This window comes from Streptomyces sp. NPDC002490, assembly GCF_040296045.1.
In the GTDB taxonomy this organism is placed as follows: domain Bacteria; phylum Actinomycetota; class Actinomycetes; order Streptomycetales; family Streptomycetaceae; genus Streptomyces.
This window is the reverse complement of sequence record NZ_JBEOWM010000004.1, coordinates 108,678-134,506: the sequence shown is the minus strand read 5'-3', so window position 1 is coordinate 134,506 and position 25,829 is coordinate 108,678. Positions and strand designations below refer to the sequence as shown.

Here is a 25,829-nt window from a genome sequence, read left to right as displayed (position 1 = left end):
TCCTTGATCGTTGACCAGGGGGGTCACAGGGGTGCGGAAGGCGGTGCGGCGGGTGTCGGGAGGGCTGGAGCTGCCTCCTGGTGACGGCGGTCAACAGGAGGGCTCCCCGGAGGGCCCGGCCACGGCGGTGTCCCTGGCCCGTCCCCTGGAGACGGGCACGCAGATCGGCCCCGAACTGAACTGGGGCGCCGAACAGTGGAGCGAGGTCCGCACCCGCGCCCAGCGCGCGGGGCGGGCGTACATCTGGTTGAACCTCGTCGAACAGCGGCTACGCGCGGTCGTAGCCGCTGTTCTGCGTCCCGTCTACGAACCCGTCCACGGCGAGGACTGGGTGGTGGCCGCGGCCGGCCCCGCCGGACAGGAGTGGGTGCAGCGGGCGGTGGCGGTGCGCGAGGTGAGCCGCCGCAAGGGCTATCTGCTCGACCCGGCCGACGACAACGTGCTGAGCTTCCTGACCCTGCCGCAGCTGCGCGAACTGATGGTGCAGCACTGGCCCTGCTTCGAGCCGTACTTCGACGAACGCCGTGACGTCGAGCTGGCCCTCGACGAGCTGGAGGTCACCCGCAACGTCGTCTCCCGCAACCGGGCCCTGTCCGGGGCCGTCCTCGCCCAGGCCGAGCGGGCCTCGGGCCGGCTGCTGGAGATGCTCGGCGCCGCCTCCGAGACCTCGCCCGGCGGGCGCCTGCCCGTCGACGCCGTCGAGGACCTGGTCGGTGACCGCTACGCCGACGTGGTGGCGGTCCACCCGGACCGGGTGCGGCTGCTGCGTCAGTTCCCGGCCGAGGACATCTTCGGCGGGGCCCGTCGCCTCGACGTGATGGGCATCGGACTGAACCTGCTGGTGCAGAACTTCTCCGGTCGCCGACTGGTGCGGCTCGCCGAGGCGGGGTGCCGGGCGCGGCTGCTCTTCCTGAACCCGGCCTCCAGCGCCATCAAGCGGCGCGAGCGCGAGCTGGGCCTCAGGCGCGGCGAGCTGAGCCGCTCGGTGGAGATGAACATCCTGCACATGCGTCGGGTCCGGTCCCGGCTGCGGGACCCCGGGGCCTTCGAGATCCAGGTGTTCGACGAGACGCCCCGCTTCACCGCCTACCTCGTGGACGGCGACGGGGCCGACGGGGTGGGCATCGTCCAGACCTACCTGCGCCGGACCCGGGGCATGGAGGCGCCGGTGCTCGTCCTCCGCGGCGGCGGCCGGACGGTGAAACCGGGAGATACGGGCGAGAACGGCATCTTCGCGACGTACCGCGAGGAGTTCGACCTGGCGTGGAGCGACTCCCGACCGGTGTCCTGACGGCCCCCGGCCCCGCGGTGGAGTTCCGGCCGCGACGCCCGGCCGGCCGGTTGTCAGTGGCAGGTGTCAGGGTAGGGAGCACTGGGGGAACGCACCACGAAGGAGGGGCCGCATGAGCTGGTACCGGGAGCGGCTGGTCGGCTTCGACCTGGAGACGACCGGCACCGACGTCGAGACCGACCGCATCGTCACCGCGGCGCTCGTCGTCCTGGAGTCGGACGGGCGGGTGGCGCAGGAGCGGACCTGGCTGCTTGATCCCGGCGTGCCCATCCCCGAGGAGGCCACGGCCATCCACGGCATCTCCACCGAGCGGGCCCGCGCCCACGGGGCCCCCGCCGCCGCGGCGGTGGCCGAGATCGTCGAGGCCCTGGTCGGCTTGGTGCGCACGGGCGCCCCGTTGGCCGTCATGAACGCGCGCTACGACCTCTCCCTGCTGGACCGGGAGTGCCGGCGGCACCGGATCGCGCCGCTGTCGGAGCGTTCCGCCGTCCGGGGGTTCCCGGTCGTCGACCCGTTGGTCCTGGACAAGCACGTGGACCGCTACCGCAAGGGCCGGCGGACGCTCCAGGCGCTCTGCGCCCACTACGGGGTGCCGCTCGACAGCGCCCACGACGCCCGGTCGGACGCCGTGGCGGCGACCCGGGTGGCCCGCCGGATAGGGGAGGGCCACCCCGCGGTGGGCGCCGTGTCGCCGGTGGAGCTGACGGAACTCCAGGTGCGGGCGGCGGCGGAGCAGTCCGCCTCCCTCCAGGAGTTCCTCCGGCGCACCTCCGACCCCCGGGCCCGGGTCGAGGGCGCCTGGCCGGTGATACCGGTTCAGCGCGGCGCCGGGGGACGCCCGTCCCGGGTGGGCTGACCCGCACTGCGGTGCGCGGTCAGAACGGGTACCAGCGCACCGTCTCGTCGCCCTCCCGGAGCGAGGTCACCCGGCGGCGGAACTCGGCGAGCGCCCGCGGGTTGTCCGGGGCGTGTTGGGCCACCCAGGCGCAACTGGCGGTCTCCCGGGCACCCCGCAGGACGGTGCAGCCCTCCCAACCCCGCACGTCCCAGCCGTAGGCGTCGGCGAAGGCGGCGTAGGCGTCGTCGGGGAGTCCGTAGCGGTCGTGGGCCAGCGCCATGACCACCAGGTCGTGTTCGCGCAGGTCGAGGGAGAAGGTCTCCAGGTCGACCAGGGCGGGGCCGTCCGCGGTCACCCGGACGTTGCGCAGTAGCGCGTCACCGTGGATCGGGCCGGGGGGCAGGTGCGGGACGAGTACGGACGCGGCGGCGGCGAAGCCGTCGCGGCGCTCCCGCAGGAAGGCGGCGTCGGCCGGGTCGATCGCCGTGCCGGCCAGCCGCAACCAGCGCTCGACCCCGCCCAGGAGGTCACGGGGGGGCAGCGGGAGGTCGGGGGCGGGCAGGGCGTGCACCGTGCGCAGCAGTGCGGCGAGGTCGGGTCCACCGGTGGGGCGGACCGCCTCCGGCAGCCGGTGCCAGACCGTCACCGGGTGGTCGTCCACGAGCAGGGCGCCCGGGCGGGCGGGGCGGACCGCGGGCACGTCCGCCGCGGCCAGCCACTCCGCGACGGCCACCTCCCGCCGGGCGCGTGCCAGCAGTTCGGCGCTCCGGCCGACCTTCACCACCAGGTCCCCCGAGGCGAAGACGGCGTTCTCGCCGAACGCCAGCAGCGTCGCACCCCCGTCCGCGCCCGGTGGCAGTACCCCTGCGGAGGCCAGGACGCCCCGCGCCCGTGCTTCGTCCATCGTCCGTTCTTCCCTCGGTCCCGGGCCGGTTCCTCGGCCGTCCGCGGCGCCCCTCGCCGCGGGTCAGTGTCGCATTCCGCCCGGTGGCGCAGGCGGCTGGGGCGCGACACCGCGGACGGGTGCGAGGGGTGGAAACCCGCCATCGCCGGGAAACCTCATTGTACGAGACGGTTCGTCTCGCGTACGGTGCGGACATGAGCACCCCCCGCCCCGCCCACATCGCCATGTTCTCCATCGCCGCCCACGGCCATGTGAACCCGAGCCTCGACGTGATCAGGGAACTGGTGGCCCGAGGCCACCGCGTCACCTACGCCATTCCGCCCGCCTTCGCCGACAAGGTCGCCGAGACCGGTGCGGAACCCGTGGCGTGGACCTCGATCCTGCCCAGCGACGAAGCCCCCGACGACTGGGGCACCGAACTCATCAAGTACTTGGAACTCTTCCTCGACGACGCCCGGCAGGCGCTGCCCCAGCTGACGGCGGCCTACCAGGGCGACGAACCGGACCTGGTCCTGTACGACATCACGGCCTACCCGGCCCGGGTCCTGGCCCACCGTTGGAAGGTCCCCGTCATCCAGCTCTCCCCCAGCATCGTGGCCTGGGAGGGGTACGAGGAGGAGGTCGGCGCCACCCTCTTCGACCCGCTGCGCAAGACCGAACGGGGCCAGGCGTACTTCGCCGGCTTCCGGGCCTGGCTGGCGGAGAACGACATCGACCTGTCACCGGAGGACTTCTCCGGCCGGCCCGACCGCTGTCTGGTCCTCATCCCGAAGGCGCTCCAGCCGCAAGCCGACCGGGTCGACCCGGCCCGCTACACCTTCGTCGGCGCCTGCCAGGGCGAGCGCACCTCCCAGGGCGCCTGGCAGCGGCCGGCCGGAGCGGAGAAGGTGCTGCTGGTCTCGCTCGGCTCCACCTTCACCAAGCAGCCCGAGTTCTACCGGGAGTGCATCCGGGCCTTCGGTGACCTGCCCGGCTGGCACACGGTCCTCCAGATCGGCGCGCACGTGGACCCGGCGGAGCTGGGCGAGGTGCCCGCCACCGTCGAGGTCCACCCGTGGGTGCCGCAACTCGCGATCCTGCGGCAGGCCGACGTCTTCGTCACCCACGCGGGCGCCGGCGGCAGTCAGGAGGGCCTGGCCACCGGGACCCCGATGGTGGCCGTGCCGCAGGCCGTCGACCAGTTCGGCAACGCCGACGTGCTCCAGGCCCTGGGCGTGGCCCGCCACCTGCCCATGGCCGAGGCAACCGCCGAGACCCTGCGCTCCGCCGTGCTCGACCTGGTCGGCGACCCCGAGGTGGCGCGACGCCTCGCCGAGGTCCGGCGCGAGATGGCCGACGAGGGCGGCACCACCCGCGCGGCCGACCTGATCGAGGCGCAGTTGCCGAACCGGTCCTGAGCCCCGGGCCGGGGCCGCCCGCCGGTCAGCCGAACCCGATCCGGGCGGCGACCGGCAGGTGGTCGCTCCCGGTCGCCGGCAGGGTCCGGATGCGGCCCACGCTCACCGAACGGGCCATCACCTGGTCGATGCGGGCCACCGGGAGAGCGGTGGGGAAACTGAGGGCGAACCCCCGCCGCGGGACGTCCAGCCGGGAGGTCAGCGGGGCCAGCCCCCGGTCGTCGACGGTGCCGTTGAGGTCGCCGAGCAGGAGCACCCGCTCGTGCTCCTCGGCGGCGAGGGCCTCGCCGAGGAGGGCCGCGCTCTCGTCGCGCGACGCCGAGGCGAGACCGCCCGCCCCGACGCGGACCGAGGGCAGGTGCGCCACGTACACGGCGGCCTCCCCGTACGGGGTGCGGGCCACGGTCCGCAGCCCCCGGCTCCAGGGCCCGGTGATCCCGCGGGGCTTGATGTCCACGCCCCGGGTCCTCGTCAACGGGTGCTTCGACCAGAGGCCCACGGTGCCCCGGACGGCGTGGTGGGGGTAGTCCGGGGCCAGGGTCCGCGCGTACACCCCCAGCGCCGGCGGCACCAACTCCTCCAGGGCGATCAGATCGGGCCCGGCCGCGGCCAGGGCCCGGGCCGTGCCCGCCGGGTCGGGGTTCTCGTCGCTGACGTTGTGCTGCACCACCAGCAGGTCACGGGGGCCGGAGCCGGGTCCGGGCAGCAACAGTGCGCCGAACTGGTGCGTCCAGGCCACCACCGGCAGCAGCGAGGCCGCGCAGGCGAGCCGCGAACGACGCAGCAGCGCAGCCCCGAGCAGCACCAGGACCACCAGCCCGAGCCAGGGCAGGAAGGACTCCAGCAGACTGCCGAGGCGCCCCACCGAGTTGGGCACCGCCGGGTGCAGGACCAGGAGGGCGGCCGTCACCACCGCGAGGGCCGCGGTCAGGCGTCCCCGCCGTCTCCGTCCGGGTGCCGCGCCGTGGGCCGGCGCCGCCGAGCGGGGTCGCATCCGCCGCCACCGGTCCACCACCGCGCTCACCCGCACCCCGCCTTCCGTCCGTTTCGTTCCTCCTCCCCAGGACGAACCCGACGGCACGGTCGGTTGCGGTACGGGGCACGGGGCGGAACCGGATGTTCCGCCCCGTGCCCCGTACCGTCCGAACGGCCGCCGGCCTACACCCGCACCCGGGTGGTCCCCTCCTGCGCGGTCCCCACCACGGGGCCGGACGCCGGGAGCCCGGCGGCCACCGGCTCGGGGGCCTCGTCGTGGGAGAGGTCGGGCAGCCACCGCAGCCAGCTCGGGAAGTACCAGTTGGCCTCGCCCAGCAGTGCCATCACGGCGGGCAGCAGCACGCCGCGGATGACGGTGGCGTCGATCAGGACGGCCGCCGCGAGGCCCACGCCCATCTGCTTCATCGACTGCATCGACAGCGTGGCGAAGATGGCGAACACCGCCACCATGATGACCGCCGCACTGGTCACCACGCCGGCCGTGGTGACCACCCCGTGGGAGATGGCGTCCCGGGTGGCGTACCCCCGCGCCCGGGCCTCCCGGATCCGGGACACCACGAACACGTGGTAGTCCATCGAGAGTCCGAACAGGATCACGAACAGGAACAGCGGCAGCCAGCTGACGACCGCGCCCGCGTGCTCGGCACCGATCAGGGAGGCACCCCAGCCGTGCTGGAAGACGACCACCAGGATGCCGTACGCGGCACCCACGGACAGCAGGTTGAGCACGATCGAGGTGACCGCGACGGTCAGCGAGCGGAAGCACAGCAGCATCAGCAGGAAGGCGAACACCACCACGAAGGCGAACACCGGGGCGGCGGAGCCCGTCATCTGCTCGTTGAAGTCCTTCGACGCCGCGACCTGACCGGTGACCGGTGCCTCGACGCCCGGCACCGAACCCAGCGTCCGGGGCCGCACCTCGTCCCGGAGCAGGGCGAGGCTCTTCTCGGCCCGCTCCTGGTCGGAGCCGCCGACCAGCGGCACCGACACCACGGCGACGTCCGCCGCGGCGTGCACCTCGACGTCGACCGGCCCGCGGGAGGCCCCCGAATCCACCGCCTGCTTCCGGAAGTCGGCCAGCGCGGCCTTCACCTCGGGGGCGTCGACGTCCTTCGCCCGGACGACCACCTCGGCCGGCTCGGAGCCGCCCGGGAACGCGGTGTCCAGCCGCTCGTAGGTGGCGATGATCGGGACGGAGTCGCCGAGCTCCTTGTCCAGGGACAGGTCCTCGGTGCGCATCCCGAACGCGGGGGCCGCGACGGCGACCAGCGCTCCGCCCGCGACGAGCAGTGACAGCGCGGGCTTGGCCAGCACCCCCTTCAACACGGCCTTCCAGAACCGGGACTCGTTGCCGGCGCCCGGACGCCCGCCGCGCCGACGGCGCTTGTCGGGGTGGAGGAACGGCACCCGCCCGGTCTCCACCCGCTTCCCCAGCAGGGACAGCAGCGCGGGCAGCACCGTCACCGAACCGACCATGGCGACCGCGACGGCCATCAGCGAGGCCAGACCCATCGCCTGGAACTCGGCGAGGCCGGTGAACAGCATGCCCGCCATCGCCACGCACACCGTCACCCCGGAGACGATGACCGCCCGGCCGCTGGTCGCCGCGGCGATCTGCAGGGCGGTGGCCGCGTCCCGGCCCGCCGCCCGCTCCTCCCGCTCGCGCCGCAGGTAGAACAGGCAGTAGTCGACCCCGACCGCGAGGCCCACCAGCAGCATCACCGAATTGGCGGTGTCGCTCATCGGCTGGACGTGGCTGACCACGCCCATCAGCCCCATGGTCGCCATGATGGCGGTGATCGCCAGGACCACCGGCAGCAGCGCGGCCACCAGGGCGCCGAACGCGATCAGCAGGATGCCCAGGGCCACCGGCACGGCGGAGAACTCGGCCTGCTTGAAGTCGTCGCCGAAGGCGTCGTCGATCGTCTTGCCCAGGCTGGCACCGCCGACCTGCTCGATCCGCAGCCCGTCGTGGTCGCGCTGGACCTCCGCCACGGCGTCGAGGACCGGTTGGACCCGCTCCTTCGCCGTCTCGCTCTCCCCGCGCATCGCGAACTGGACGAGCGCGCTGCGGCCGTCCTCCGAGATGGTCCGGGTGTCGTAGGGCGAGGTCACCGCGGTGACCTCGCCGGTGGCCTCGACCGCCTCGATGACCGCGGTCACCGCCGCCTCGAAGTCGGCGTCGGTGGCCTTGCCGCCGGCCTCCTTCGCCTGGACGAGGACCGACTCGCCGGCCGGCTCCTCGATGCCGGCGTCCTCGATGATCCGGGCCGCCTGCCGGGTCTCGCCCCGCAGTTGCTCGCCCGAGGCCACCTCCTCGCGGCCCATGGCCGAGCCCGCGGCCATGGACCCGATCACGAACAGCACCCAGATCGCGACGGCGGCCCAGCGGTGCCGGGCGCTCCACCCGCCGGCCCGCGCGGCGAAGCCCCGCGCCCGTGTGTCTCTGTGCCCCATGGTGGGAAGTCGCCCCCTCGTGTGCGGCGGGGCCGTGCGCCACCGCCTGACCACGAAGTTATGGCCGGGAAGGGGCTGTTCACCTCGTACCACCTGCTGAAAGAGACGGGCGCGCGGTCGGTACGGCGGATGACGGCGAACCCCGACGCGCTCAGGGGGCGACGGGGCGTCCTCTCAGGGGCACACCGGGCCGGCCCGCACCGGCTCCCCACCCGCACGGCCCAACCGACCTTGCCCCGTATGGCCCCGGGACGACCCCGAGACCGACCCCCGGGTCCCCTATGGTGACCCGCATGACGACCTATGCGGCCCTGCTCAGGGGAGTGAACGTCGGAGGCCACCGGAAGGTTCCCATGGCCGAGTTGCGCACCGTCATCACCGAGCTCGGCTACCGGCACGTGCGGACCCACCTCCAGAGCGGCAACGCCGTCTTCTCGGTGCCCACGACGGCGGGGGAGCCCCCCGACACCGGGGCCGTCGCCGCCGTGCTCGGCCGCGGACTGGCCGAACGCTTCGGGTTCGCCGTGGACCTCCTGGTCCGCGACCACGCCTACCTGCGGTCCGTCGTCGCCGACTGCCCCTTCCCGGTGGACGGCGTCGACGGCCGCCACCTGCACGTCACCTACCTCTCGGAACGGGTCGGGGACGACCGCCTCGCCGGGCTGGACCGGGCCGCCTTCCTCCCGGAGGAGTTCCGCCTCGGGGACCGCGCGCTGTACCTGTACGCACCCGAGGGGCTGGGCCGCTCCGCCCTCGCCGCCGCACTGGCCCGGCCCGCACGCTGGAAGGGCGTCGTCACCACCAGCCGCAACTGGAACACCGTCACCCGCCTTGTGGAGATGACCCGTGACTGACGCACCCCCCGACCTCGCCGGGTCCGCCGCACCCGACCCCGAACGGGCCGTCGAGGCGGCGATCCAGGGCGAGTTGCGGCTCCTCGACCCCGACGTCCGCCCCTCACCGGACCTGGTGGGCGCGCTGCTGCACCCGGAGTTCACCGAGATCGGCGCCTCCGGAAGGCTCTGGGACCGCGCGTCGATCATCGCGGCCCTCGCCGACCGCCCCGTCGCCGGCGGGGTGCGCCCCATCACCACCTCCCGGATGCGCGGCGTTCGGCTCGCCCCCGACTGGGTGCACCTCGCCTTCGACACCGACAACAACGGACGCCTGGCCCACCGCAGTTCGCTGTGGCGGCGCACCGGGACCGGCTGGCAGCTCTACTTCCACCAGGGCACGCCGTTCATCGACGACGAGGAGATGTGACCCCCTCCCCGTCCGGCCCGGCGGCACCCTCCCGATGGCGCCAGCGCACCGGGTCGACCACCCCGGCCCTCGGGTCCCCGCCCCGTTCCGGGACCCCCGCGGGCGCCCGGTGGCCGGTGCAGCAGAGCACCAGCACCTCGTCCCCGCCGGGCTGGAACGCGTACCGGACCCGGTCCAAGCGGCTCGGCACCCCACGCTCCGCGAGGACGCCCCGCAGCCGCTCCAACGGGGCGTACCGCAGATCGGTGGTGTGCTGCACCACCGGGAACAGCCGCACCTCCCGGCGGGCCACCCGCGCCAGCTCCAGCAGCGCCGCCAGGTGGAAGTCCTCGTCCAGCCGGGCGCCGTAGGAGAACAGCAGGTGGGAGCTGAGCACCAGGTCGAACGACCGGTCGGGGAAGGGGAGCCGGGGCAGCGAACCGGCGACGTAGCGCTCCGGGCGGGCGGCGAGGTCGGCGGCGAAGGACCGGGCCGCCCCGATCCGCATCCGGGTGTAGCGCCCCGGGTCCCCGTACCAACTCCACAGGTAGCGGGCGGCGTCGCGCACCAGGTCCGCGTGCTTGTGCCGGACCTCCCGCAGCGCCCGCACCCCGAGCAGGCCCCGCTCGCCCGCGTACTCGGGATCGACCGCCACGGCGTCCACCCCGCGCCGACCGGCCTCCGCCACGAAACCGGCCGCCCCGCCCGGACAGTCCAGGACCCGCCCGGTGAGATCCCGGTCGCTCAGCGCGAACATCGCCCGGTACTCCGCGAAGGAACGGGCACTGACCAGCATCTCAGCCCCGCCCCACGAACGGCATGGTGGTCGGCAGCACCGTCAACGACTGGACGTTGGTGTCCAAGGGCATCGAGGCCATCAACAGCAGGGCCTCGGTGAACCGCTCCACCGGGATGGTCGCCTCCACCGCCCGGGTGCCGTCCGCCTGGAGCGCCGCCGGCTGCGGGCCGCCGTCCAGCGGCGCCACGTTGCCGACGTCGATCTGCCCGCAGGCGATGCCGTGCGCCCGACCGTCCAGGGACAGCACCTTCGTCAGCCCGAGCAGGGCGTGCTTGGCCGCCGTGTAGGCGGCCGTGTTCGGCCGGGGCACCTGCGCGGACGGGGCGCCGTTGTTGATGATGCGCCCGCCCCGCGGGGACTGGGTGCCCATCAGCCGGAACGCCTCCCGGGCGCAGAGGAAGGCCCCGGTGACGATGGTGTCGACCACCCGGTGCCAGTCCTCGACCGGGGTGTCCACGATCGGCCGGCGCGGGGCCGCCGCGCCCGCGTTGTTGAACAGCAGGTCCAAGCGGCCGAAGCGGTCGCGCACGGCGTCGAACAGCGCGGTGACCTCCCCGGGGTTCCTGATGTCGGTCGGCACCGCGAGGGCCCGCGCCGGGTCCGCCCCCGCCAGGGCGACGGTCTCCTTCAGCGCGTCCTCCCGCCGACCGGCCAGCACCAGGCTCCAGCCGGCGTCGAACAGGGCCAGTGCGCTCGCCTGGCCGAGGCCGCTGCCGCCGCCGGTGACCAGGGCGATGCGCCCCGCCTCGACGGGCCGCGGGCTCATCGGCCCTCCCCGGCGTTCGGCTCCGCGTCGTCCAGCCACACCCGGAGCATGCGCCGGGAGCGCGGCCCCGGCTCGTCGACGTACGGCGAACGACCGTGCAGCACCCGGCTGTTGCGGATGATCAGCAGATCGCCGACGTCCATCATCAGCCCGAACGCGATCTCCGGCCGGTACAGCACCTCGTCCAGGACGTCCAGCGCCTCCCACTGCCGGGCGGTGAGCGGCGGACCGCCCCGCTCGGGCGAGGAACGCACGGTACGGGTCTGGTAGTAGCAGCCGACCGTGCCGTCCGTCTGGGTGAACAGGATCGGCGAGACGATGACCTGGGGCCCTGCCCGCCCGGTGCGGTCGAAGGTCCACTCCTCGCGCAGGGCGGCCAGGGCGTCGGGCCGCTCCTTCGCCAACAGCTCGTGGACGTGCCGCGCACTGGCCAGCTTGGTCAACCCGCCTCCCCGGGCGGCGGGTTGGATGCAGAGCAGGACGAGCAGATCGCAGGTGTCGCAGTGGAAGCCCAACTCGGTGGCGCCGTCCCCGTCCCGGTCCCGGAGCACCTGGGTCAGATCGCCCTGCCCGTTCTGGGGCACGATCCGGCCGAAGTCCCGCAGCACGAACGAGAAGGCGGCCACCAACTCCTCGTACGGCACGGCCGGGTCCATCAGACCGCCGACATGGGCGATCCCCACCGAACGGGTGCTCCGCGCCACGAACCCGCGCAACCGGTCCCGCACCGCGGAGCCGCCGTCCCAACGCCCCCGCCGGGCGTCCTCCCACAGCAGCCCCCGCTCCTCCGGACCGAACGGCAGGGACCACAGGTCCCGCCGGGCGTCCAGGTCCGCGCTGCTCCAACCGACCTCTTCCACCACGTCACCGGTCATCCCGCACTCTCCCGTCGTCGACAGCACCGACATCCCGACCTCACCGCACCGGTTCCCGTTCCGCACCGCACGCGGCGCCTACGGGTGTTCGTCCGTCCGGGTGGCGGCCCGGTCCACCGCCTTCGACCACAGCGCCAGCGCCTCGTCCACCTGCTCGGCGGTCACCACCAGCGCCGGGGCCATCCGCACCACGTTGAGCCCGGTCCCGCAGGTCAGCACCAGCAGACCGAGTTCGGCCGCCGCCTGCTGGGCGCGGCGCGCCGTCTCCGGGTCCGGGGTGCCGTCCGCACGACGGAACTCCGTACCCGCCATCAGCCCCAGGCCCCGCACGTCGGCGCACCGCGGCACCCCGGCGGCCACCGCCCGCAACCCGTCCAGCAGCCGCTCCCCCTGCCGGGCGGCGTTCTCCACCAGGCGCTCGTCACGGATCACGTCCAGCGTGGCCAGCGCCGCGGCGCACGCCACCGGGTTGCCGCCGTAGGTGCCGCCCTGCGAACCGGGCCGGGCCCGTTCCATCAGCCCGGTCGGCGCCGCGATCGCGGACAGCGGGAACCCGCTGGCCAGCCCCTTGGCGGTGATCAGGACGTCCGGGACGACCCCCGCGTGGTGCTGGTGCGCCCAGAACCTCCCGGTCCGCCCGAAGCCGCTCTGGATCTCGTCGACGACCAGGAGGATCCCGTGCCGGTCGGCGCGCTCCCGGAGCCCGGCCAGGAAGCCCGCCGGCGCCGGGACGTAGCCGCCCTCGCCGAGCACCGGCTCGATGAACATCGCCGCCGTCTCCTCGGGCGCGCTGACCGTGGCCAGCACCCGGTCCAGACCGCGCAGGGCGTGCTCCACCGCCTCCGCCGCGCTCGTCCCCAGGTCGAACGCGTACGGGAACGGGGCCACCGCCACCCCCGGCATCAACGGGCCGATCCCGGCCCGGAAGCGGCTGCCGGCGGTGGTGAGGGCCGCCGCGCCCATGGTGCGGCCGTGGAAGGAACCCTCGAACACGATCGCGTTCTGCCGGCCGGTGGCGTGCCGGGCGAGCCGCAGGGCGGCCTCCACCGCCTCGGTGCCCGCGGTGGCGTAGAACAACGAGTCCAGCCCGGGCGGCAGCACCTCGCCCAGCCGTTCGGTGAGCTCCAGCAGGGGGCCGTGCAGCACGGTGGTGTACTGGCCGTGGATCAGCCGGCCGGCCTGTTCCCGGACCGCGGACACCACCCGCGGATGACAGTGACCGGTGCTGGTCACGCCCACCCCGGAGGTGAAGTCCAGGTAGCGGCGGCCTTCGGCGTCGAAGAGGTGGAGCCCCTCGCCGCGGGTGGCGACGACGGGGGTGGCCTGCTGGAGCACGGGGGACAGTTGCGACACGGAGCCTGCCTTCTGTACGACGGACGGACGGCGTTGCGCGGTCGTGCTGCGGACGGGTGGTGGCCGGGGCCGGGTCAGCGCGGTCGGCCGGGGGCGTCGACCGGCGGGAGGAAGCCGGTGCCGGCGGCCCAGTCGAGCGCCGCGCCGAACCACTGCGCCGTCGGGGCGGCGAACCGCACGCCCAGCCGGTCGAGGACGGTCGTGGTGTAGGAGCGGTCGACGGCGATGCGGCGCTCCCCCTGGAGGGCCCACGCCGCGGCGACGCCCGCCGCCTCCGGGTGGCTGCGTCCGACCCGGTCGAGGGCGGCGGCGAACGCGTCGTCGTCGGTGAGCCGGACCGGATGGCCGTGCGCCGCGAGCCATCCGACCACCTCGTCGTGCGGCGTGTCGTAGGGGGTTTCGACGTGGTAGGCGCCGGGCGCCGCGCACGGGTCCAGGGCGATCGCCGCGATGCCCGCCGCCACCGTGTCCACGTGGGAGAACGCGAACGCGGTGGACGGCCGCCGCGGTGCGGCACCGGCCAACAGGTAGCCGCGCAGCAGCTGGTAGATCCGGTTGTCGCCCGGGTTCGCCTGGAAGGCGCCGCTGCGGCTGTGCGCGGCGATGTGCCCGCTGCGGTGCACCCAGTACGGGCGGCCGGTCGCGGCCCAGGCCCGCACCGTCTCCTCCGCCGCGAACTTGGTCCGCTCGTACGGGGTCCCGAAGTCCTGGCCCAGGTGGAGGTCCGCCTCGCCGAACCGGCGGGCGGGCCCCTCGCCCGGCAGGGTGCCGGCCACGGCCAGGGTGGAGACGTGGTGGAAGCGGGCCTTCGGGGCGTGGGCGTCCACCCAGGCCAACAGGCGCCGCACCGCGTGGTGGTTGGTCCGGGCCAGCGCGGTGGGCGGGGCCACCAGCCGGACGTCCGCGGCGGCGTGGACCACGATCCGTGCGGTGCGGGCCCGGATCAGCCCCGCCGGGGACAGCCCGAGCCCCTCCCGGTCGACGTCACCGGCCACCGCCTCGACCCGCGGGTGGGCCGCGGCCAGCCGACGGGCCGCCGCCGCCTCGTGCTCGGCGCGGACCAGACAGACGACGTGGGCACCGCGTTCGAGGAGCGCGGTGCACAGGTGCCCGCCGAGGTAGCCGGTGGCACCGGTGAGCAGCACCCGGGCGGGTTCGTCGACCACCAGCCGCCCGGGCGCGGCGGACCCGGGCCGCTGCCGGCCGGTGTGGAGCAACTGCCCGGAGGTCGACAGGGGGACCGGGACCGGGGCGGCGGCCCGGGCGCCCGCCGCCTCGGCGACGGCCCGGGCGAAGCGTCCGACGACCCGCCGCGCCGTCTCCGGGGGCACCGTCGGCACCCCGTGCACCAGGTCGGTCACCAGCCGGTCCTCGACGATGCGCGCGGTGAGCCGGAGCGCGTACAGCGGGTCGCCGCCGGGGCACCGGGCGAGCCCGGCCGGTTCGTCGGCCACCGTCCAGTCCAGGGTGGGTTCGTGCGGCAGGCGGAAGGTGCCCAGGAAGTTGAACCCGGTCCGCGGGCGGGCGCCCGCCCGGTCCATCGGCCGGACGGGGGCCCGGCGCAACCGTGCGCCGACCTCCCGCACCCGGACGTCCCCGGGCGGTCCGCCCGGCCCCGCGGCGGACGCGTCGAGCACCACCTCCTTGACGGCGGTGAACCAGCCGACGGTGTCCACCTGGGCGTCGGCTCCGCCCGCCGCGTCCCGGCCGTGGGTCTCGACCTCCACCGTGAGCCGGGGGCGGTCGTCCTCGGCGAGCAGCGCGTCGGCGAAGGCGGCCAACAGCAGGGCCTCCAGCCCGGGGCCCGCGCCGCAGCGGGCGACCAGCCGGGCGGTGCCCGGTTCGTCGAGCGTCCAGACCAGGGTGCCCGGCCGGCTCGCGGCCGCGGGCTCCGGCTGCGGTGCCGCCACCTCCGGGGCCGGCGGCGCGCTCGCCGCCCACCGGTAGAAGTCCGGGGTGGGCGGCAGGTCCACCGGGCGCCCCTCGACGGCGGCCCGGTAGCCGTGGGCGAGGTCGTCCAGCAGCACCCGCCACGACAGCCCGTCGACGACCAGGTGGTGGGCGACCAGGGCCAGCCGGTCGTCGGTGCCCCCGGCGCCGCGGAACAGGTGGACGCGCAGCAGCCGGCCCGCCTCCGGGTCCATGCTGCGGTGGAGCGCGGTGCAGAGCCCGGTGACCGTGTCGGCCACCGCCCCCGGGTCGGCGGGCAACCGGGAGAAGGACAGCGCGTCCGTCTCGGCCACCGGCCGCGGCGGGCCGTAGCCGTCCGCGGTGAGCGGCCGGCGCAGGGCCGGATGGCGCGTCAGCACGGCCGCCACGGCCGCCCCGAGCGCCTCCGGGTCGACGTCCTTCCGGCAGCGCAGCACCACCGACTGGTTCCAGTGCCGCAGGTCGTCCAGGCGCTGCCCGAACAACCACCGCTGCGCGGGGGCCAGGTGCGGGCCCCGGTCGTCGGTCCCGGGCGCGGGGTCGGCGGGGCGGGCGGTGGTGGAGGCGGCGGCCAGCCGGGCGGCGGTCGGGTGCCGGTAGAAGTCCTCGTAACCGACGTGGTGGCCCGATCTGCGCAGGAAGGCGATGGTCCGCATGGCGAGGATGGAGTCCCCGCCGAGGGCCAGCACCTCGGTGTGCACCCCGACCCGGGGCAGTCCCAGCGCGGTGGCCCAGAACGCGGCGAGCGTCCCGGCCAGGGCCGTCCGGCGCGGTCGGTCGGCGGCGGGGTCGAGGGGCTCCGCCGAGCCGTCCCGTGCCCGGGCCTCGATCGCCTCGGCGACCAGGGCGTCCAGCCGCCGCCGGTCCAGCTTCCCGTTGACGCCGACCGGTAACTCCCGGAACGGCAGGATGGGTTGGGGGACGGCATGGGCGGGCAGCCGGTCGCGCAGATGGGCCCCGAGCCCTTCGACGGTCTCCCCGGGCCGGTCCACCACCCGGACCGCGGCGACCAGTTGGTTGCCCAAGGGGGTGTCCCGGAGCAGCACGGCACCGCCGCTGACCCCGGGGAAGTCCTCGACGGCCCGTTCGACCTCGGCGAGGTCCACCCGGAAGCCGCGCACCTTCACCTGACGGTCGACGCGGCCGACGAAGACGAGGGAGCCGTCCGCCCGGCGGCGGCACAGGTCACCGGTGCGGTAGGCAGTGCCGCCGGCCCCGTCCGCGCGGGGGAAGCTGCGGGTGGTCTCGGCGGGCCGGTCGAAGTAGCCCGCGCTCACCCCCCGGCCCCCGATGAGGAGTTCGCCGACCGTGCCGTCCGGGACCGGCCGCCCCCGCTCGTCCAGGACGCGGAGCACCACCTCGCCGATGCCGGTGCCGATCGGCACGGTGGGCTCGTCGAGGGGCAGTCGGCCGGCACGGTCGGCGAGGAAGCAGGTGGCGCCGACCGTCGTCTCGGTCGGACCGTAGTGGTTGACGACCCGGGCGGCGACCCCCGACTCCAGCACCGCGGCGGCCAGCGGCCTGGGCAGCGGCTCTCCGCCCAGGAGCACCGTGTGCAGCGGTCGGGAGGCGGCCGGCCGGCCGTCCAGCAGCGCCGTCAGATGGGACGGCGTCGTCTTCAGCGCGGTGACGCCCGCGGTGCGCAGAGCGGCCCAGAACGCCTGCGGATCGCGGGCCTCCCGGTCCGACACCACGTGCACCGAGCCGCCGACCGCCAGCGCCCACAGCCACGCGGTGTGCCCGAGGTCGGCGGCCAGGGTGGTGACGTGCGCGATCCGCGGCACGTCCGCGATCCCCAGCCGGCCGGCCAAGGCCCGTGCGTAGTGCACCGCGTTGGCGTGCGTGACGGCCACCGCCTTGGGTTCGCCGCTCGAACCCGAGGTGAAGGAGAGGTAGGCCAGGTCGGTGTCGACCGGGTGGACGGCGCCGGGCCGGCGGACCTCGACGGCGGCCCCGTCGAGGTCCACCCACTCGGTGGGCCCCGGGCCGCTGAGCGCGGCCTCGGTGCTGAGCACCCGGCACACCCGGACGGCGTCCAGTCGGCGGGCCAGGTCGGCCGCCGACCACTCCGGGTCGACCAGCACCGCCGCGGCCCCCGAGCGCAGCACCCCGTGCAGCAGGGCCACCATGCGCGCGTCCCGGGGACCGAGCAGGGCCACCCGGTCGCCCGGGCCGACGTCCAGTGCGTCCAGCCGGCCCGCCACCCCGTCCGCGACGGCGTCCAGGGTGCGGTAGTCGAGGGTGCGGACCGGGTCGCTCAGGGCGGTGCGGTGCGGGTGGGCCCGGGCGGTGCGGGACAGCAGGTCGGACAGCGAGTCGGTGGATCTGGTCAGCGGGGCGTGCTGCGTCGCCGAGGTCACGCCTGGTCGTCCTCCGTTCGACTGCCGGCCGGCCGGGCCCGGTGCGGCGCGTCCTCGGCACCCACCGGCAGCTGCGGGTCGCCCGCGAGGAAGCAGTCCAGCTCGGGCCGGTCGGGCAGCCGCCCCGCCAACTCCCAGGCCAGCATGCGGTGGAGGCCGTCGATGTGGATGAGTCCCTCCCGTACCTTCAGGTCCGAGTAGTCCGAGTGCGCGATCGCCCGGGTGCTGAGGTAGATCGGCGTCAACGGCGCCCGCTCCATCAGCACCAGCTTGTGCGCGCAGACCGGGTTGTCGGCGGTCCAGCCGGCCCCGCCGTCCCGGATGCGCTCCGCCGCCTGAGCGACCGTCAGCCCGCTGCGCGGCACCAACTCGCGGGCACCGCCCTCGCTGAGGTGCCAGGGCAGCACGACGCGCAGCACGTCCGCCCGGGACAGCCGGACGTGCCACCAGTCGTGCAGGTCCTGGTCGGCGAGGGCGAGGGCTTGCCCGCCGTCCGCGTTGGTGTTGGCCTCGTGGGTCCGTTCCCGTGGATGGTCCCGCGCATAGGCGCGTCGGACGTCGCTGAAGTCCACGGAGGTGACGATTTCCACGGCGATGCTCCTTCAGACCGCTCGGGTGTACTCGGTGAAGTGTCGCTCCGCGAACAGCTCCGGCCATTGATCTCCGGCCAGGTCCAGTTCCCGGGCCCGGGCGAGCATCTGGCGCCAGAAGGGCTTGACGGGCCGCCATCGGGCGCCCACCTGGCAGTAGGAGGCGTCGACGAAGTAGCGGGGGCTGTCGCCGCCGAGCGGCGCCGGCCGGCGGGTGTGGAACAGCGCCGAGTTGAGCAGCACGGTCGTGCCCGGCGGCAGCCGGTCCAGCACCACCTCCCCGGGGAGCACCTCGGTGCCGTGGTGGGCGAGCGCGGTCTTGTCGACGGACCTCCGGTGCGAGCCCGGGAGCACCGCGAGGCTGCCCACCTTCTCGTCCAGGCCGCCCAGGTAGTGCAGGGCGTGCACCATCAACAGCCCGGGGTCCGCCCGGTCGTTGGGTTCGTAGTCGTGGTGCCAGGACTTGCCGGGGATGTCCGGGGCCTGACGGTCGCTGTGCAGGTGGTGGAAGACGAACGAGGGCCCGAGGAGCCGGGCGAGGGCCCGCAGCAGCGGGGGGTGGGTGAGGAGGGCGCCGTGCGCCCCCAGCTCCAACTCCATGACGGGGGGTGGGGCGGTGCCGCCCGGATCGGCGCAGGCGGCGATGGAACGGGCGCGCAGCCCCTCGTCCACCCAGCGGTCGACCTCGGGCACGAGTCTGGTGCGCAGCGGCGGCGGAAGGAGTCCCGGCAGGACCAGGTAGCCGGACTCCGTGAACTGATGTCGTTGCGTGGCGTCGAGGGCCCCAGGCCCCCCGGAGGACGACGGCACCGAGCTGACCCACCCCTTTCGGACGACGGCACGCACGGAGGGCCGCGGCACGGCGGGCCAGGGGGAGACGCGCGGGCGCGGAGTCGTCCTGACGTCGGCGGTGTCGCACCATCCGTGATCGCCGTGACGGAAGCGCGATCACCACGAAGAGGGAGTTGACGATCACGCAAGGTAGTCTGCGCTGGTGAGTATTGCGTGCCGTTTGCACGCGGAACAAGACCCGCCTCGCCCCGAGGTCGTGTTCGCGCCACCCCCGGCGCGCCGCCGAACGCCGCCGGTCCGCCGTCACCCGTCCCGTGCACCACTCCCGCCCCGAGGGAAGCGGCTACGGGGCGCTGGTCCACCGCACGCGTACCGCCCCGGACGGCTGGTTCCGGGTCGTCCGCGACCGGCAGTGGCGGCGTCCCCCGTCTCCGGTCGCGCGGCGGGGGCGGGTGCCGTTCACCCACCCGCCCGCCCGAGCGGGGTGCCCGGAGCGTCGACGGGGTTGGTGGTGAGGGACCGGAGCTCGTCGGCGGCTCCGGCCTGAAGGGGGTGGTGGTGGGTGGTCAGGGTGTGCAGAGCCGCTGCCAGGACGGTGCGGGCTTCGTCGGGGCGATCGAGGTCCCGTAGCACGCGGCCGAGTTCGAGTTGGGTCAGGCCGGTGGCCCCGGGCATGTCGTGCTCCTCGAAGCCGGTGAGGGCCTGCCGCAGCGAGGATTCGGCTTCCCGCGGGCGGTCGAGGGCGGCGTAGCTGTTGCCGAGGTGTCGCAGAGTGACGGCCTCGTAGAGGGAGAGCATCCGCGGAACGATTCCCGGATGGTCCTGCCGGCTGAGTTCCAGGCTGTGGAGGTGGTGCGGCAGCGCCTCGTCGGCCCGGCCGTGTTGACGCAGTGCCTCGCCGAGGGCGTTGAGGCTGGTCATCAGGGCGAGCCTGCCCGGGGGCGAGGCGTCGTGACGAAGGCAGTCCGCTGACGCACGGAGCCGGGCGATGGCCTCGTCGGTCCGTCCGAGTCTGCTCAGTGCGCGGGCTCCGTACCCCAGGGCCCAGCCGATCTGGATGCGGTCGTCGCAGGCGCGGGCGGCCACCAGCGCAGCGTCTGCGGCTTCGAGGCCCGCCTCGGGTTGGTGGGTGCAACTGTTGTGGGCCCAGGCCAGGTAGTTGAGGTGGGTGGCCTCCTCGCGCAGGCTGCCCAGGGCGCGGGCCGCCTCGGCGGCCTGTCGGAAGACGTCTGCCCATTGGGGCCAGTGGTGGGTGAGGTCGGAGAACCAGTGCATCGCCTCGGCGGCGTCGAGGACCTGCCGGTTCCATCCGGCCGCACCGGCATGGTGGAAGGCGGCCAGCCACTGGGCCCGTTCGGCCTCCAACCAGGCACGGGCCCGGTCACGACCGGTCGGTGCGGTGGCGGGGTCGGGATCACCGGTCGGGGGGCCGTGGTGTTCGGCGTCGAAGTGGAGGGCCGCAGCGGTGGCGCGGGCGAGCATCCAGCGGGCGGTCCGGTTCACGGCCGCCTCCCGGGCCACCGGGTCGTCCTCGGCCGCCACGCGTTCGGCGGTGAACAGTGCCAGGAGGTCGTGGAAGCGGTAGCGCTCGACCGAGGGATCTGCCAGGAGCAGTCCGTGGTCGCAGAGCTCCTCCAGACGGAGTTCGGCGTCCCGTAGCGGGACGCCGGCGAGGAGGGCGGCGACCTCGGGGCTGGTGTCCGGGCCCGTGGCCAGGGCACAGCGCCGCAGCAGTCGCCGGGAGACCCCGTCGAGTTGCTGGTAGGAGAGGGTGAAGGCGGCGCGGACCGTCAGGTCCCCTGCCCGGAGCAGGTCGAGACGGCGTTCCTCGCAGCCGAGGAGGTCGGCGAGCCTGGAGAGTGACTCCTGCGGGCGGGCGGCCAGGCGCTGACCGGTGATGCGGAGGGCCAACGGCAGCCGCCCGCACCGGTCGGCGAGGTCACGGGCGGCCTGCGCCTCCCTCGCGACCCGCTCCCGGCCGATGATGCGGGTGAGGAGTTCGACCGACTCCTCGCGTCGGAGCAGCGGGAGTTCGACACGGTGGACGGCTTCCAGCCCGTTGAGGCTGTTGCGGCTGGTGATGAGGGTGAGAGACGTTCCCGAGCCGAGGATCAGGGGCCGCACCTGCTTCTCGTCCGCGGCGTTGTCGAGGACGAGGAGCAGGCGCCGGTTCGCGGTGAGGGAACGCAGCAGACCGACGCGGTCCTCCAGGCTCCCGGGGAGCGACACCTCGGCGACGCCGAGTTCGCGCAGGAGCCGCGCCAGGGCGTCGTCGGGGCGGACCGGGTGGGGGTCCATGGCACGCAGATCGAGATGGAACTGCCCGTCGGGGAAGCGGTCGGCCAGGCGGTGGGCCGCGTGGACGGCGAAGGTGGTCTTCCCGAGCCCAGGCGTGCCGGTGACGACCGCCACGGGGGGCCTGGCGGGTCGGGGGCCTTCGACCAGGGCTTCCAACGCCTCCAGAGCGGAGCCGCGTGCGGTGAAGTCGCCGACGTCCCAGGGCAGCGGGAGGAAGCCGGAGGGGACCGGGTGGACGGCCGTCCGGGCCCGGCGCCGGCCCGGCGCCGCGGCCGTCTCCAGCGACCGGGCGTCGTCCTCGTTCAGGCCCAGTGCCTCCGCCAGTGACTCCACGGTGCGGCGCTGCGGTCCCCTGGTGCGACCGCGTTCCATGTACGCCAGGGCGCGCACGCTCACCCCGGCTGCATGGGCGAGTTGCTCCTGGCTGAGCCCGGCAGCGAGCCGCAGGGTGCGTAAGCGCGGTCCGAAGCCATCGGGTGTCGTGCTCATGGTCCGACTCCTTCGACGTGTGTGGTCGGGGTCGGGCGTGATCTTCCCGCAGAAGTGATGCGGAGCCAATCTCGCGCACGGCACCGCTCGGCTCGGACCACTCCCACCGCACGGCCCGAACGGTGGCCGGCCGTGCGGACCCGCCAGGGCTCGTCCGGTCGATCGCCGGGTCGCCCCACGCCGAGGTCGTCGTTCCGGGCGCGGGGCGGGGTGACCCGGTGACGGCGAGCGGGAGCGGTCGCGACCACTCCCGCCGGTCCGGGCCGTCCACCCCGCGCAAGGAGTTCCACGGGGAACGGCCACGGGACGAGTACCGGTCAGGGGCCGGTGCCGTGGTTCGCGGTGCACGAACCGGGCGTGGCCACGTGCTGGGGGCACACGCGGTGCGCGACGAACCCCGCGCCGCCGCCCCGGCTGTCGTACCCGATCACCACGGGGGCGGTGGTCCAACGCCCGCACAGGCAGCAGTGGGCACCGGATTCGGCGGGCGGTCCGCTGATGAGCGCCTCACGCGTCATGCCGGCCCCCGCTGACGACGCCGCGGACGGGGCGGGGACCGGGGGCGGTGCGGGGAACGGGCGCGCGGGGCGTCGAGGTGGTGTCCCGGGCGGGTGCGCAGGTCAACGGCAGGTGGGCGGACATCCGTACGAGGGTCCGGGCGATACGATCACGCATACGTCGGTCAGCTCCCTTAAAGCTGGTTCGGCGAGCCCCGACGGACCGTTGGCGCGGTCTGTTGGGGCGCTTCCGCATTCGACGGTGGCCGGCTCCGCCCGGTACGTCCAGATGCATACCCGGGCGCGTGCGGGCACGGCCCCGGGCGCGTGTGCTCTGGCGCACGGCACCGGACGCGTCCATCGGGCCCGGGCCCACCGCCCGGCCGCCCCAGCGGTGGCCGAGGGGTCGGTGGGACCCGCCCCGGGCACGGCGCCCCACGGCACGCACCCGTGCGCCGTACCGGAACCGTCGCCGCACCGCCCGACCGCCGAAGGACGGGCGGGGGGCGGCGCCAGGGGAGATCCGCTCGGGGTCACGGAGGGGGCGCGGGCAGGAGCCGCACCCCGAAGAGCGGGAGCCCGGCGATCACTTCCCTGGCCGTGGTGACGGTGCGACGGGGCCGGCGACCGGCGGCCAGCCGTCGCACGGTTTCGAGCTGCCAGCCCTCGGGGAGCGAGTCGAACAGGTCGGCGGTGTCGATCCCGTCGCCGGCTGCCTGGCGCCCCTCCCTTCGGGGCGCGTCCTCGTGCAGGGCGCTCCGCTGGACGGTGCTGAGGACGTCCCACAGCGAGGGCGGCTCTCCCCCGGAGCCCCGAGCCGTCCGCGGCCCGGACTCCAGGGCCCGGAACACCTCGGGCCGCCAGACCGTGGGAAGGGACCGGTACCACAGCAGCGCCGGCACGACCTCGGTGTGCTCGTGCACCCGGTGCCGCGCCTCGGGCCAGCGCCCGGGAAGCCCGGGCGTGCAGCGGGAGGCGAAGTAGGCGCACTCGCGGGCGAGTTCGGCGAACAGCGGTCGCCAGTCGCGGACGCCCGGATCGACGCCGACGTTGATCCGGTGACCGGTGTGCAGGCACCAGTAGAGGGCGGCGCGGTCGGCGGGCTCCAACTCGTGCCACACCTCCCGCTCCCTCAACTCCTCCCAGACCAGCGGGGTCGCCCTCCCGGCCAGGACCTGGGCGTCCTCCCACCGGGAGGTGTCGGCGGACCAACGGGCCAACGAGTTCAGGACGTCGCGGAGTTCTTCGAGCCGTTCGGAGGTCATGCGTCCTGCCAGGGGTCGAGGGCGGTGGGGGACGGGGGGAAGCCGGGCTCCGGTGCACGGACGGGCCAGGCGGTGAGCGCGTACCAGCCGGTGTGGTCGACGCTCACCAGGAGGAAGGGGTCGCCGGCGAGGAGCCGGTGACGCGCGGCACGCCGGGGCCGCTCGTCCTCGGCCCAGGCCCGCAGGTCGGTGGGCACGTCCCCGATCCGCTGCCCGCAGCGGTCGGGTCGCAGCACGGCCGCGGACACCGAGGGGAGGACGAGCGGGTCGGGGTCCAGCCCGTTGGCGATCCGCACCGCCTGCCGGCGGAGCCAGCGCAGCACCCGCCCCGGATACGGGCTGGCGAACGAGCCCAGGACGACCTGTTCGCGCCGGCTCGTACCGGCGATCCGACCCTCCGTGAGGGCCAAGGCCCGGTAGAACCGGGGGGAATCGGGCACGGAGGGCACGTGCGGGGGCGCAGGGGCGGTCACCCCGACCGGGGTGTGAGGGCGCACGCGACGCGCGCGGGACCACCTCATGCGGTCACCCCCGGTAGGGTGCGCGGGCCGGCCGCACCCCGGCGATCCGGGGCGTTCGCCCCGACCCGGACGGGACGCGGTGGGGCCGTGACCGTGACGGGCCGCACCTCGGCCGGTCGGCCCGTCCACTCGATCCCACCGGCCCGCGGGCGGCGGCGGACCAGGTCGGCTTCCGTACTCGTGTCCATGACCACGCCCACGACGCGCCCTCGGGTGTCGTGGGCGTGGTCACCCACACGTGGCTCCTCGTTGAACACGTGTTGACTCCTCTCCGTAGCCGTTCGGCTACCGGGAGGTCGCAGTGTGGTTTATGGTTCTCCTCAGCCGCAACTAATGTGGCTTGGTTGGTTAGTTGGGATTCATATGGTCAATCGCAAGTTGCTTGACCCGGACTCGTCACCAGCGGCAGCCCTCGGTGCCCGCCTGCGCATGTTGCGCGAGGCCAGGGGCTGGACCCAGGACGAGCTAGCCGAAATCATCGGGTGCACCGGGTCGCACGTTTCCGCAGTGGAAACTGGTCGACGCCCAGCAACTCAGCAGTTCGCTGCAAGTGCTGATAGGGCGTTGGGCACCGGGGACCAACTGGAACAGCAGAGCCTCGCCGTACGGAAGTCGGCACTCCTCGAAGGCTTCCCGGAGTACGTGAACCAGGAGCGGCGCGCCGTGGAGATCCGGTTGTTCGAGACCGGACTGATCCCCGGCCCGCTCCAGACGCGCGAGTACGCGGCAGCACTGGAGTCGGGCAATGTCCGACGGGGCACCATCACGCCCGAACAGGCGGAGGAACGGGTCACGTTCCTGATAGATCGACAGGCGGCACTGGTGCGGTCCCTCCCACCGGTGATGTTCGTGGTCCTGGACGAGTCCTGCATCCGGCGGGAGATCGGCGGCCCGCACATCATGGCGGCCCAACTGGAATCCCTGATCCGGTTCGCCGAGCAGCCGCACACCTCGCTCCAGCTCGCCCCGTTCCCCTTGGGCGAGCGACGTCCCTTCAGTCGGCTGGTACACCTGCTGACGATGACGGACGGCGCCGTACTGGCGTACCTGGAATCCGAAGTCCATGGATACCTGGACCGTGAAAGCCCTTCAGTTCAGCGGCTGATGAGGGAATACCATCAGTTGCAGACCGAAGCGCTCTCCCAGGCGGACTCTGTAGCCATGATCGCCGAAGCAGTACGAAAGGGTACCCCGTGAGCTCCGAATCTCCTTCCCTCCGCTGGGTCAAGTCCAGTTACAGCGGCAACGGTGGATCCTGTGTCGAGTGGGCGCCGGACGCTGCCGTGACGGGTACGGTCCCGGTCCGCGACTCCAAGGACCTGACCGGCCCGGTGCTGTCCCTCCCGACCGCGGCGTTCTCGTCCTTCGTGTCGGGTGTCAAGGACGGCGAGTTCGGCGCGCTCTGACCGCCGACGCCGACCCGGCGAGCACGACGGCCCCGTCACCCGAGCCGGTGGTGACGGGGCCGCTCCCTGTCCGGGGCCCTTCGCTTCCTGAGCAAGGACGAGGTGCTGCCCGGAACCGGCCGACTTCCGACCGGGTGCGCTGGGTTCTCGGTCACCCGCCCCGTTCCTTCGAGCGGTCCGTCACCGATGCGGTCGCGGCGGGGGCTTGACGTGCCTGACGGCGATCGGCCGGGGCGGGGGAGAGGGGGAAGAGTACGGTAGGGCTTTCCGTGGCCGTGCTCACCGGACGGGCCGGCCAGCGAGCACGACGGGGGATCGATGTCGTTCGACGAGGAGTGGGCCGAACTCCGTGCTGCTGCGGCGCAGCGCACCGCCATGCGCCTCAACAGCGCTGCGGCCCAGGGCGGCGGAGGAGGAGGGACGTCCGACCTGGTGGTCAACCGGGACGACCTCGGCCGCATCGGCAACGACGCCTACGACCTGCGCACCCGGCTCTCCAAGGACGGCGACCACGCCAGCACCACCACCTTCGACGCGGCGATCGCCCTGACCAACGGCGAGTTCGCGAGTGGCTCCGCGCTGCTCAAGGTGCACGACCGCTGGAACACCCATGTCAAGACGCTGCTCGACGCGTGCTCGCAGATCTCGAACCACCTGGACTACACGAAGGCCCTCCACTCCAAGGACGACGTGAAGATCGGCGGCGAGATGACCTCGATCTCCAAGCTCACCGAGTACCTGAAGTAGTGGACGACGCGCACGGA

The 25,829-nt window shown here is 74.3% G+C and carries 23 protein-coding genes; 8 read left to right on the top strand and 15 right to left on the bottom strand.

The features are described 5' to 3' along the window. Nucleotides 1-10 precede the first annotated feature (10 nt). Nucleotides 11-1,291, top strand: a complete 1,281-nt coding sequence (locus tag ABT092_RS04130; protein WP_351239527.1) for a DUF5919 domain-containing protein — start codon at nt 11-13, stop codon at nt 1,289-1,291. 112 nt (nt 1,292-1,403) lie between these two features. Further along, nucleotides 1,404-2,147, top strand: a complete 744-nt coding sequence (locus ABT092_RS04125; RefSeq protein ID WP_351239525.1) for a 3'-5' exonuclease — start codon at nt 1,404-1,406, stop codon at nt 2,145-2,147. Between the two features lie 19 nt (nt 2,148-2,166). Here ABT092_RS04125 and ABT092_RS04120 read toward each other — a convergent pair whose 3' ends face one another. Further along, nucleotides 2,167-3,033 carry a phosphotransferase enzyme family protein gene (locus ABT092_RS04120; protein ID WP_351239523.1) on the bottom strand — a complete coding sequence of 289 codons (867 nt, stop codon included), beginning with the start codon at nt 3,031-3,033 and terminating at the stop codon, nt 2,167-2,169. A 194-nt stretch (nt 3,034-3,227) separates the two neighbouring features. On the opposite strand from ABT092_RS04120, the gene mgt reads away from it, so the two are divergent. Continuing rightward, the gene (gene mgt, locus ABT092_RS04115; protein WP_351239521.1) at nt 3,228-4,430 is read left to right on the top strand and encodes a macrolide-inactivating glycosyltransferase; all 1,203 of its coding nucleotides are present in this window, start codon (nt 3,228-3,230) and stop codon (nt 4,428-4,430) included. 25 nt (nt 4,431-4,455) lie between these two features. Here mgt and ABT092_RS04110 read toward each other — a convergent pair whose 3' ends face one another. Both ABT092_RS04110 and ABT092_RS04105 read right to left on the bottom strand, forming a co-directional pair. After that, complete coding sequence (locus ABT092_RS04110) at nt 4,456-5,424, bottom strand: endonuclease/exonuclease/phosphatase family protein (protein ID WP_502968384.1); 969 nt, start codon at nt 5,422-5,424, stop codon at nt 4,456-4,458. Nucleotides 5,425-5,588: 164 nt separating this feature from the next. After that, a complete protein-coding gene (locus tag ABT092_RS04105; RefSeq protein WP_351239519.1) occupies nt 5,589-7,883 on the bottom strand; it encodes an MMPL family transporter in 2,295 nt (764 codons plus the stop codon). A gap of 293 nt (nt 7,884-8,176) precedes the next feature. Here ABT092_RS04105 and ABT092_RS04100 point away from each other — a divergent pair, with 293 nt between their 5' ends. Continuing rightward, nucleotides 8,177-8,737 carry a DUF1697 domain-containing protein gene (locus ABT092_RS04100; protein ID WP_351239517.1) on the top strand — a complete coding sequence of 187 codons (561 nt, stop codon included), beginning with the start codon at nt 8,177-8,179 and terminating at the stop codon, nt 8,735-8,737. Beyond that, a complete protein-coding gene (locus tag ABT092_RS04095; protein ID WP_351239515.1) occupies nt 8,730-9,146 on the top strand; it encodes a nuclear transport factor 2 family protein in 417 nt (138 codons plus the stop codon). The genes ABT092_RS04100 and ABT092_RS04095 overlap by 8 nt, the downstream gene beginning before the upstream one ends. Here the strand turns inward: ABT092_RS04095 and ABT092_RS04090 are convergent. The 12 genes from ABT092_RS04090 to ABT092_RS04035 form a co-directional block, all read right to left on the bottom strand. After that, the gene (locus ABT092_RS04090; protein WP_351239513.1) at nt 9,124-9,921 is read right to left on the bottom strand and encodes a methyltransferase domain-containing protein; all 798 of its coding nucleotides are present in this window, start codon (nt 9,919-9,921) and stop codon (nt 9,124-9,126) included. The genes ABT092_RS04095 and ABT092_RS04090 overlap by 23 nt on opposite strands. Before the next feature lies 1 nt (nt 9,922). Further along, complete coding sequence (locus ABT092_RS04085; RefSeq protein WP_351239511.1) at nt 9,923-10,690, bottom strand: SDR family oxidoreductase; 768 nt, start codon at nt 10,688-10,690, stop codon at nt 9,923-9,925. Then, nucleotides 10,687-11,565, bottom strand: a complete 879-nt coding sequence (locus ABT092_RS04080; protein ID WP_351239509.1) for a TauD/TfdA family dioxygenase — start codon at nt 11,563-11,565, stop codon at nt 10,687-10,689. The genes ABT092_RS04085 and ABT092_RS04080 overlap by 4 nt, the downstream gene beginning before the upstream one ends. Before the next feature lie 78 nt (nt 11,566-11,643). Beyond that, nucleotides 11,644-12,918: an aspartate aminotransferase family protein gene (locus ABT092_RS04075; RefSeq protein ID WP_351239507.1), complete on the bottom strand. Its 1,275-nt coding sequence runs from the start codon at nt 12,916-12,918 to the stop codon at nt 11,644-11,646. Between the two features lie 74 nt (nt 12,919-12,992). Continuing rightward, nucleotides 12,993-17,207: a non-ribosomal peptide synthetase gene (locus ABT092_RS04070; protein ID WP_351239505.1), complete on the bottom strand. Its 4,215-nt coding sequence runs from the start codon at nt 17,205-17,207 to the stop codon at nt 12,993-12,995. Further along, on the bottom strand, nt 17,204-17,797 hold the full coding sequence (locus ABT092_RS04065) for a DUF6309 family protein (protein ID WP_351239503.1): 594 nt from the start codon (nt 17,795-17,797) through the stop codon (nt 17,204-17,206). Before ABT092_RS04065 ends, ABT092_RS04070 begins: the two co-directional genes overlap by 4 nt. A gap of 12 nt (nt 17,798-17,809) precedes the next feature. After that, a complete protein-coding gene (locus ABT092_RS04060; protein ID WP_351239501.1) occupies nt 17,810-18,607 on the bottom strand; it encodes a phytanoyl-CoA dioxygenase family protein in 798 nt (265 codons plus the stop codon). A 441-nt stretch (nt 18,608-19,048) separates the two neighbouring features. Then, the gene (locus ABT092_RS04055; RefSeq protein ID WP_351239499.1) at nt 19,049-21,376 is read right to left on the bottom strand and encodes an ATP-binding protein; all 2,328 of its coding nucleotides are present in this window, start codon (nt 21,374-21,376) and stop codon (nt 19,049-19,051) included. Between the two features lie 317 nt (nt 21,377-21,693). After that, nucleotides 21,694-21,894, bottom strand: coding sequence for a hypothetical protein (locus tag ABT092_RS04050; protein ID WP_351239497.1), 201 nt, complete (start codon nt 21,892-21,894; stop codon nt 21,694-21,696). Next, nucleotides 21,884-22,051 (bottom strand): hypothetical protein, encoded by a 168-nt coding sequence (locus ABT092_RS04045; RefSeq protein ID WP_351239495.1) that lies wholly within the window; start codon nt 22,049-22,051, stop codon nt 21,884-21,886. Before ABT092_RS04045 ends, ABT092_RS04050 begins: the two co-directional genes overlap by 11 nt. A gap of 355 nt (nt 22,052-22,406) precedes the next feature. After that, nucleotides 22,407-23,138 (bottom strand): hypothetical protein, encoded by a 732-nt coding sequence (locus ABT092_RS04040; protein ID WP_351239493.1) that lies wholly within the window; start codon nt 23,136-23,138, stop codon nt 22,407-22,409. Further along, complete coding sequence (locus tag ABT092_RS04035; protein WP_351239491.1) at nt 23,135-23,578, bottom strand: hypothetical protein; 444 nt, start codon at nt 23,576-23,578, stop codon at nt 23,135-23,137. The genes ABT092_RS04040 and ABT092_RS04035 overlap by 4 nt, the downstream gene beginning before the upstream one ends. 414 nt (nt 23,579-23,992) lie before the next feature. Here ABT092_RS04035 and ABT092_RS04030 point away from each other — a divergent pair, with 414 nt between their 5' ends. The 3 genes from ABT092_RS04030 to ABT092_RS04020 all read left to right on the top strand — a co-directional run bounded on the left by ABT092_RS04030 (nt 23,993) and on the right by ABT092_RS04020 (nt 25,812). Further along, nucleotides 23,993-24,856 (top strand): helix-turn-helix domain-containing protein, encoded by an 864-nt coding sequence (locus ABT092_RS04030; RefSeq protein ID WP_351239651.1) that lies wholly within the window; start codon nt 23,993-23,995, stop codon nt 24,854-24,856. Next, a complete protein-coding gene (locus ABT092_RS04025; protein ID WP_351239489.1) occupies nt 24,853-25,065 on the top strand; it encodes a DUF397 domain-containing protein in 213 nt (70 codons plus the stop codon). The genes ABT092_RS04030 and ABT092_RS04025 overlap by 4 nt, the downstream gene beginning before the upstream one ends. Nucleotides 25,066-25,383: 318 nt before the next feature. Further along, nucleotides 25,384-25,812: a hypothetical protein gene (locus ABT092_RS04020; RefSeq protein ID WP_351239487.1), complete on the top strand. Its 429-nt coding sequence runs from the start codon at nt 25,384-25,386 to the stop codon at nt 25,810-25,812. Nucleotides 25,813-25,829: the final 17 nt, after the last annotated feature.

Coding starts and splice junctions, on each gene's coding strand:
- ABT092_RS04110 (WP_502968384.1), bottom strand. CDS start 5,424: ATGCGACCCCGCTCGGCGGCGCCGGCCCACGGCGCGGCACCCGGACGG.
- ABT092_RS04100 (WP_351239517.1), top strand. CDS start 8,177: ATGACGACCTATGCGGCCCTGCTCAGGGGAGTGAACGTCGGAGGCCAC.
- ABT092_RS04045 (WP_351239495.1), bottom strand. CDS start 22,051: ATGCGTGATCGTATCGCCCGGACCCTCGTACGGATGTCCGCCCACCTG.
- ABT092_RS04090 (WP_351239513.1), bottom strand. CDS start 9,921: ATGCTGGTCAGTGCCCGTTCCTTCGCGGAGTACCGGGCGATGTTCGCG.
- ABT092_RS04105 (WP_351239519.1), bottom strand. CDS start 7,883: ATGGGGCACAGAGACACACGGGCGCGGGGCTTCGCCGCGCGGGCCGGC.
- ABT092_RS04120 (WP_351239523.1), bottom strand. CDS start 3,033: ATGGACGAAGCACGGGCGCGGGGCGTCCTGGCCTCCGCAGGGGTACTG.
- ABT092_RS04055 (WP_351239499.1), bottom strand. CDS start 21,376: ATGAGCACGACACCCGATGGCTTCGGACCGCGCTTACGCACCCTGCGG.
- ABT092_RS04085 (WP_351239511.1), bottom strand. CDS start 10,690: ATGAGCCCGCGGCCCGTCGAGGCGGGGCGCATCGCCCTGGTCACCGGC.
- ABT092_RS04125 (WP_351239525.1), top strand. CDS start 1,404: ATGAGCTGGTACCGGGAGCGGCTGGTCGGCTTCGACCTGGAGACGACC.
- mgt (WP_351239521.1), top strand. CDS start 3,228: ATGAGCACCCCCCGCCCCGCCCACATCGCCATGTTCTCCATCGCCGCC.
- ABT092_RS04040 (WP_351239493.1), bottom strand. CDS start 23,138: ATGACCTCCGAACGGCTCGAAGAACTCCGCGACGTCCTGAACTCGTTG.
- ABT092_RS04020 (WP_351239487.1), top strand. CDS start 25,384: ATGTCGTTCGACGAGGAGTGGGCCGAACTCCGTGCTGCTGCGGCGCAG.
- ABT092_RS04030 (WP_351239651.1), top strand. CDS start 23,993: ATGTGGCTTGGTTGGTTAGTTGGGATTCATATGGTCAATCGCAAGTTG.
- ABT092_RS04050 (WP_351239497.1), bottom strand. CDS start 21,894: ATGACGCGTGAGGCGCTCATCAGCGGACCGCCCGCCGAATCCGGTGCC.
- ABT092_RS04080 (WP_351239509.1), bottom strand. CDS start 11,565: ATGACCGGTGACGTGGTGGAAGAGGTCGGTTGGAGCAGCGCGGACCTG.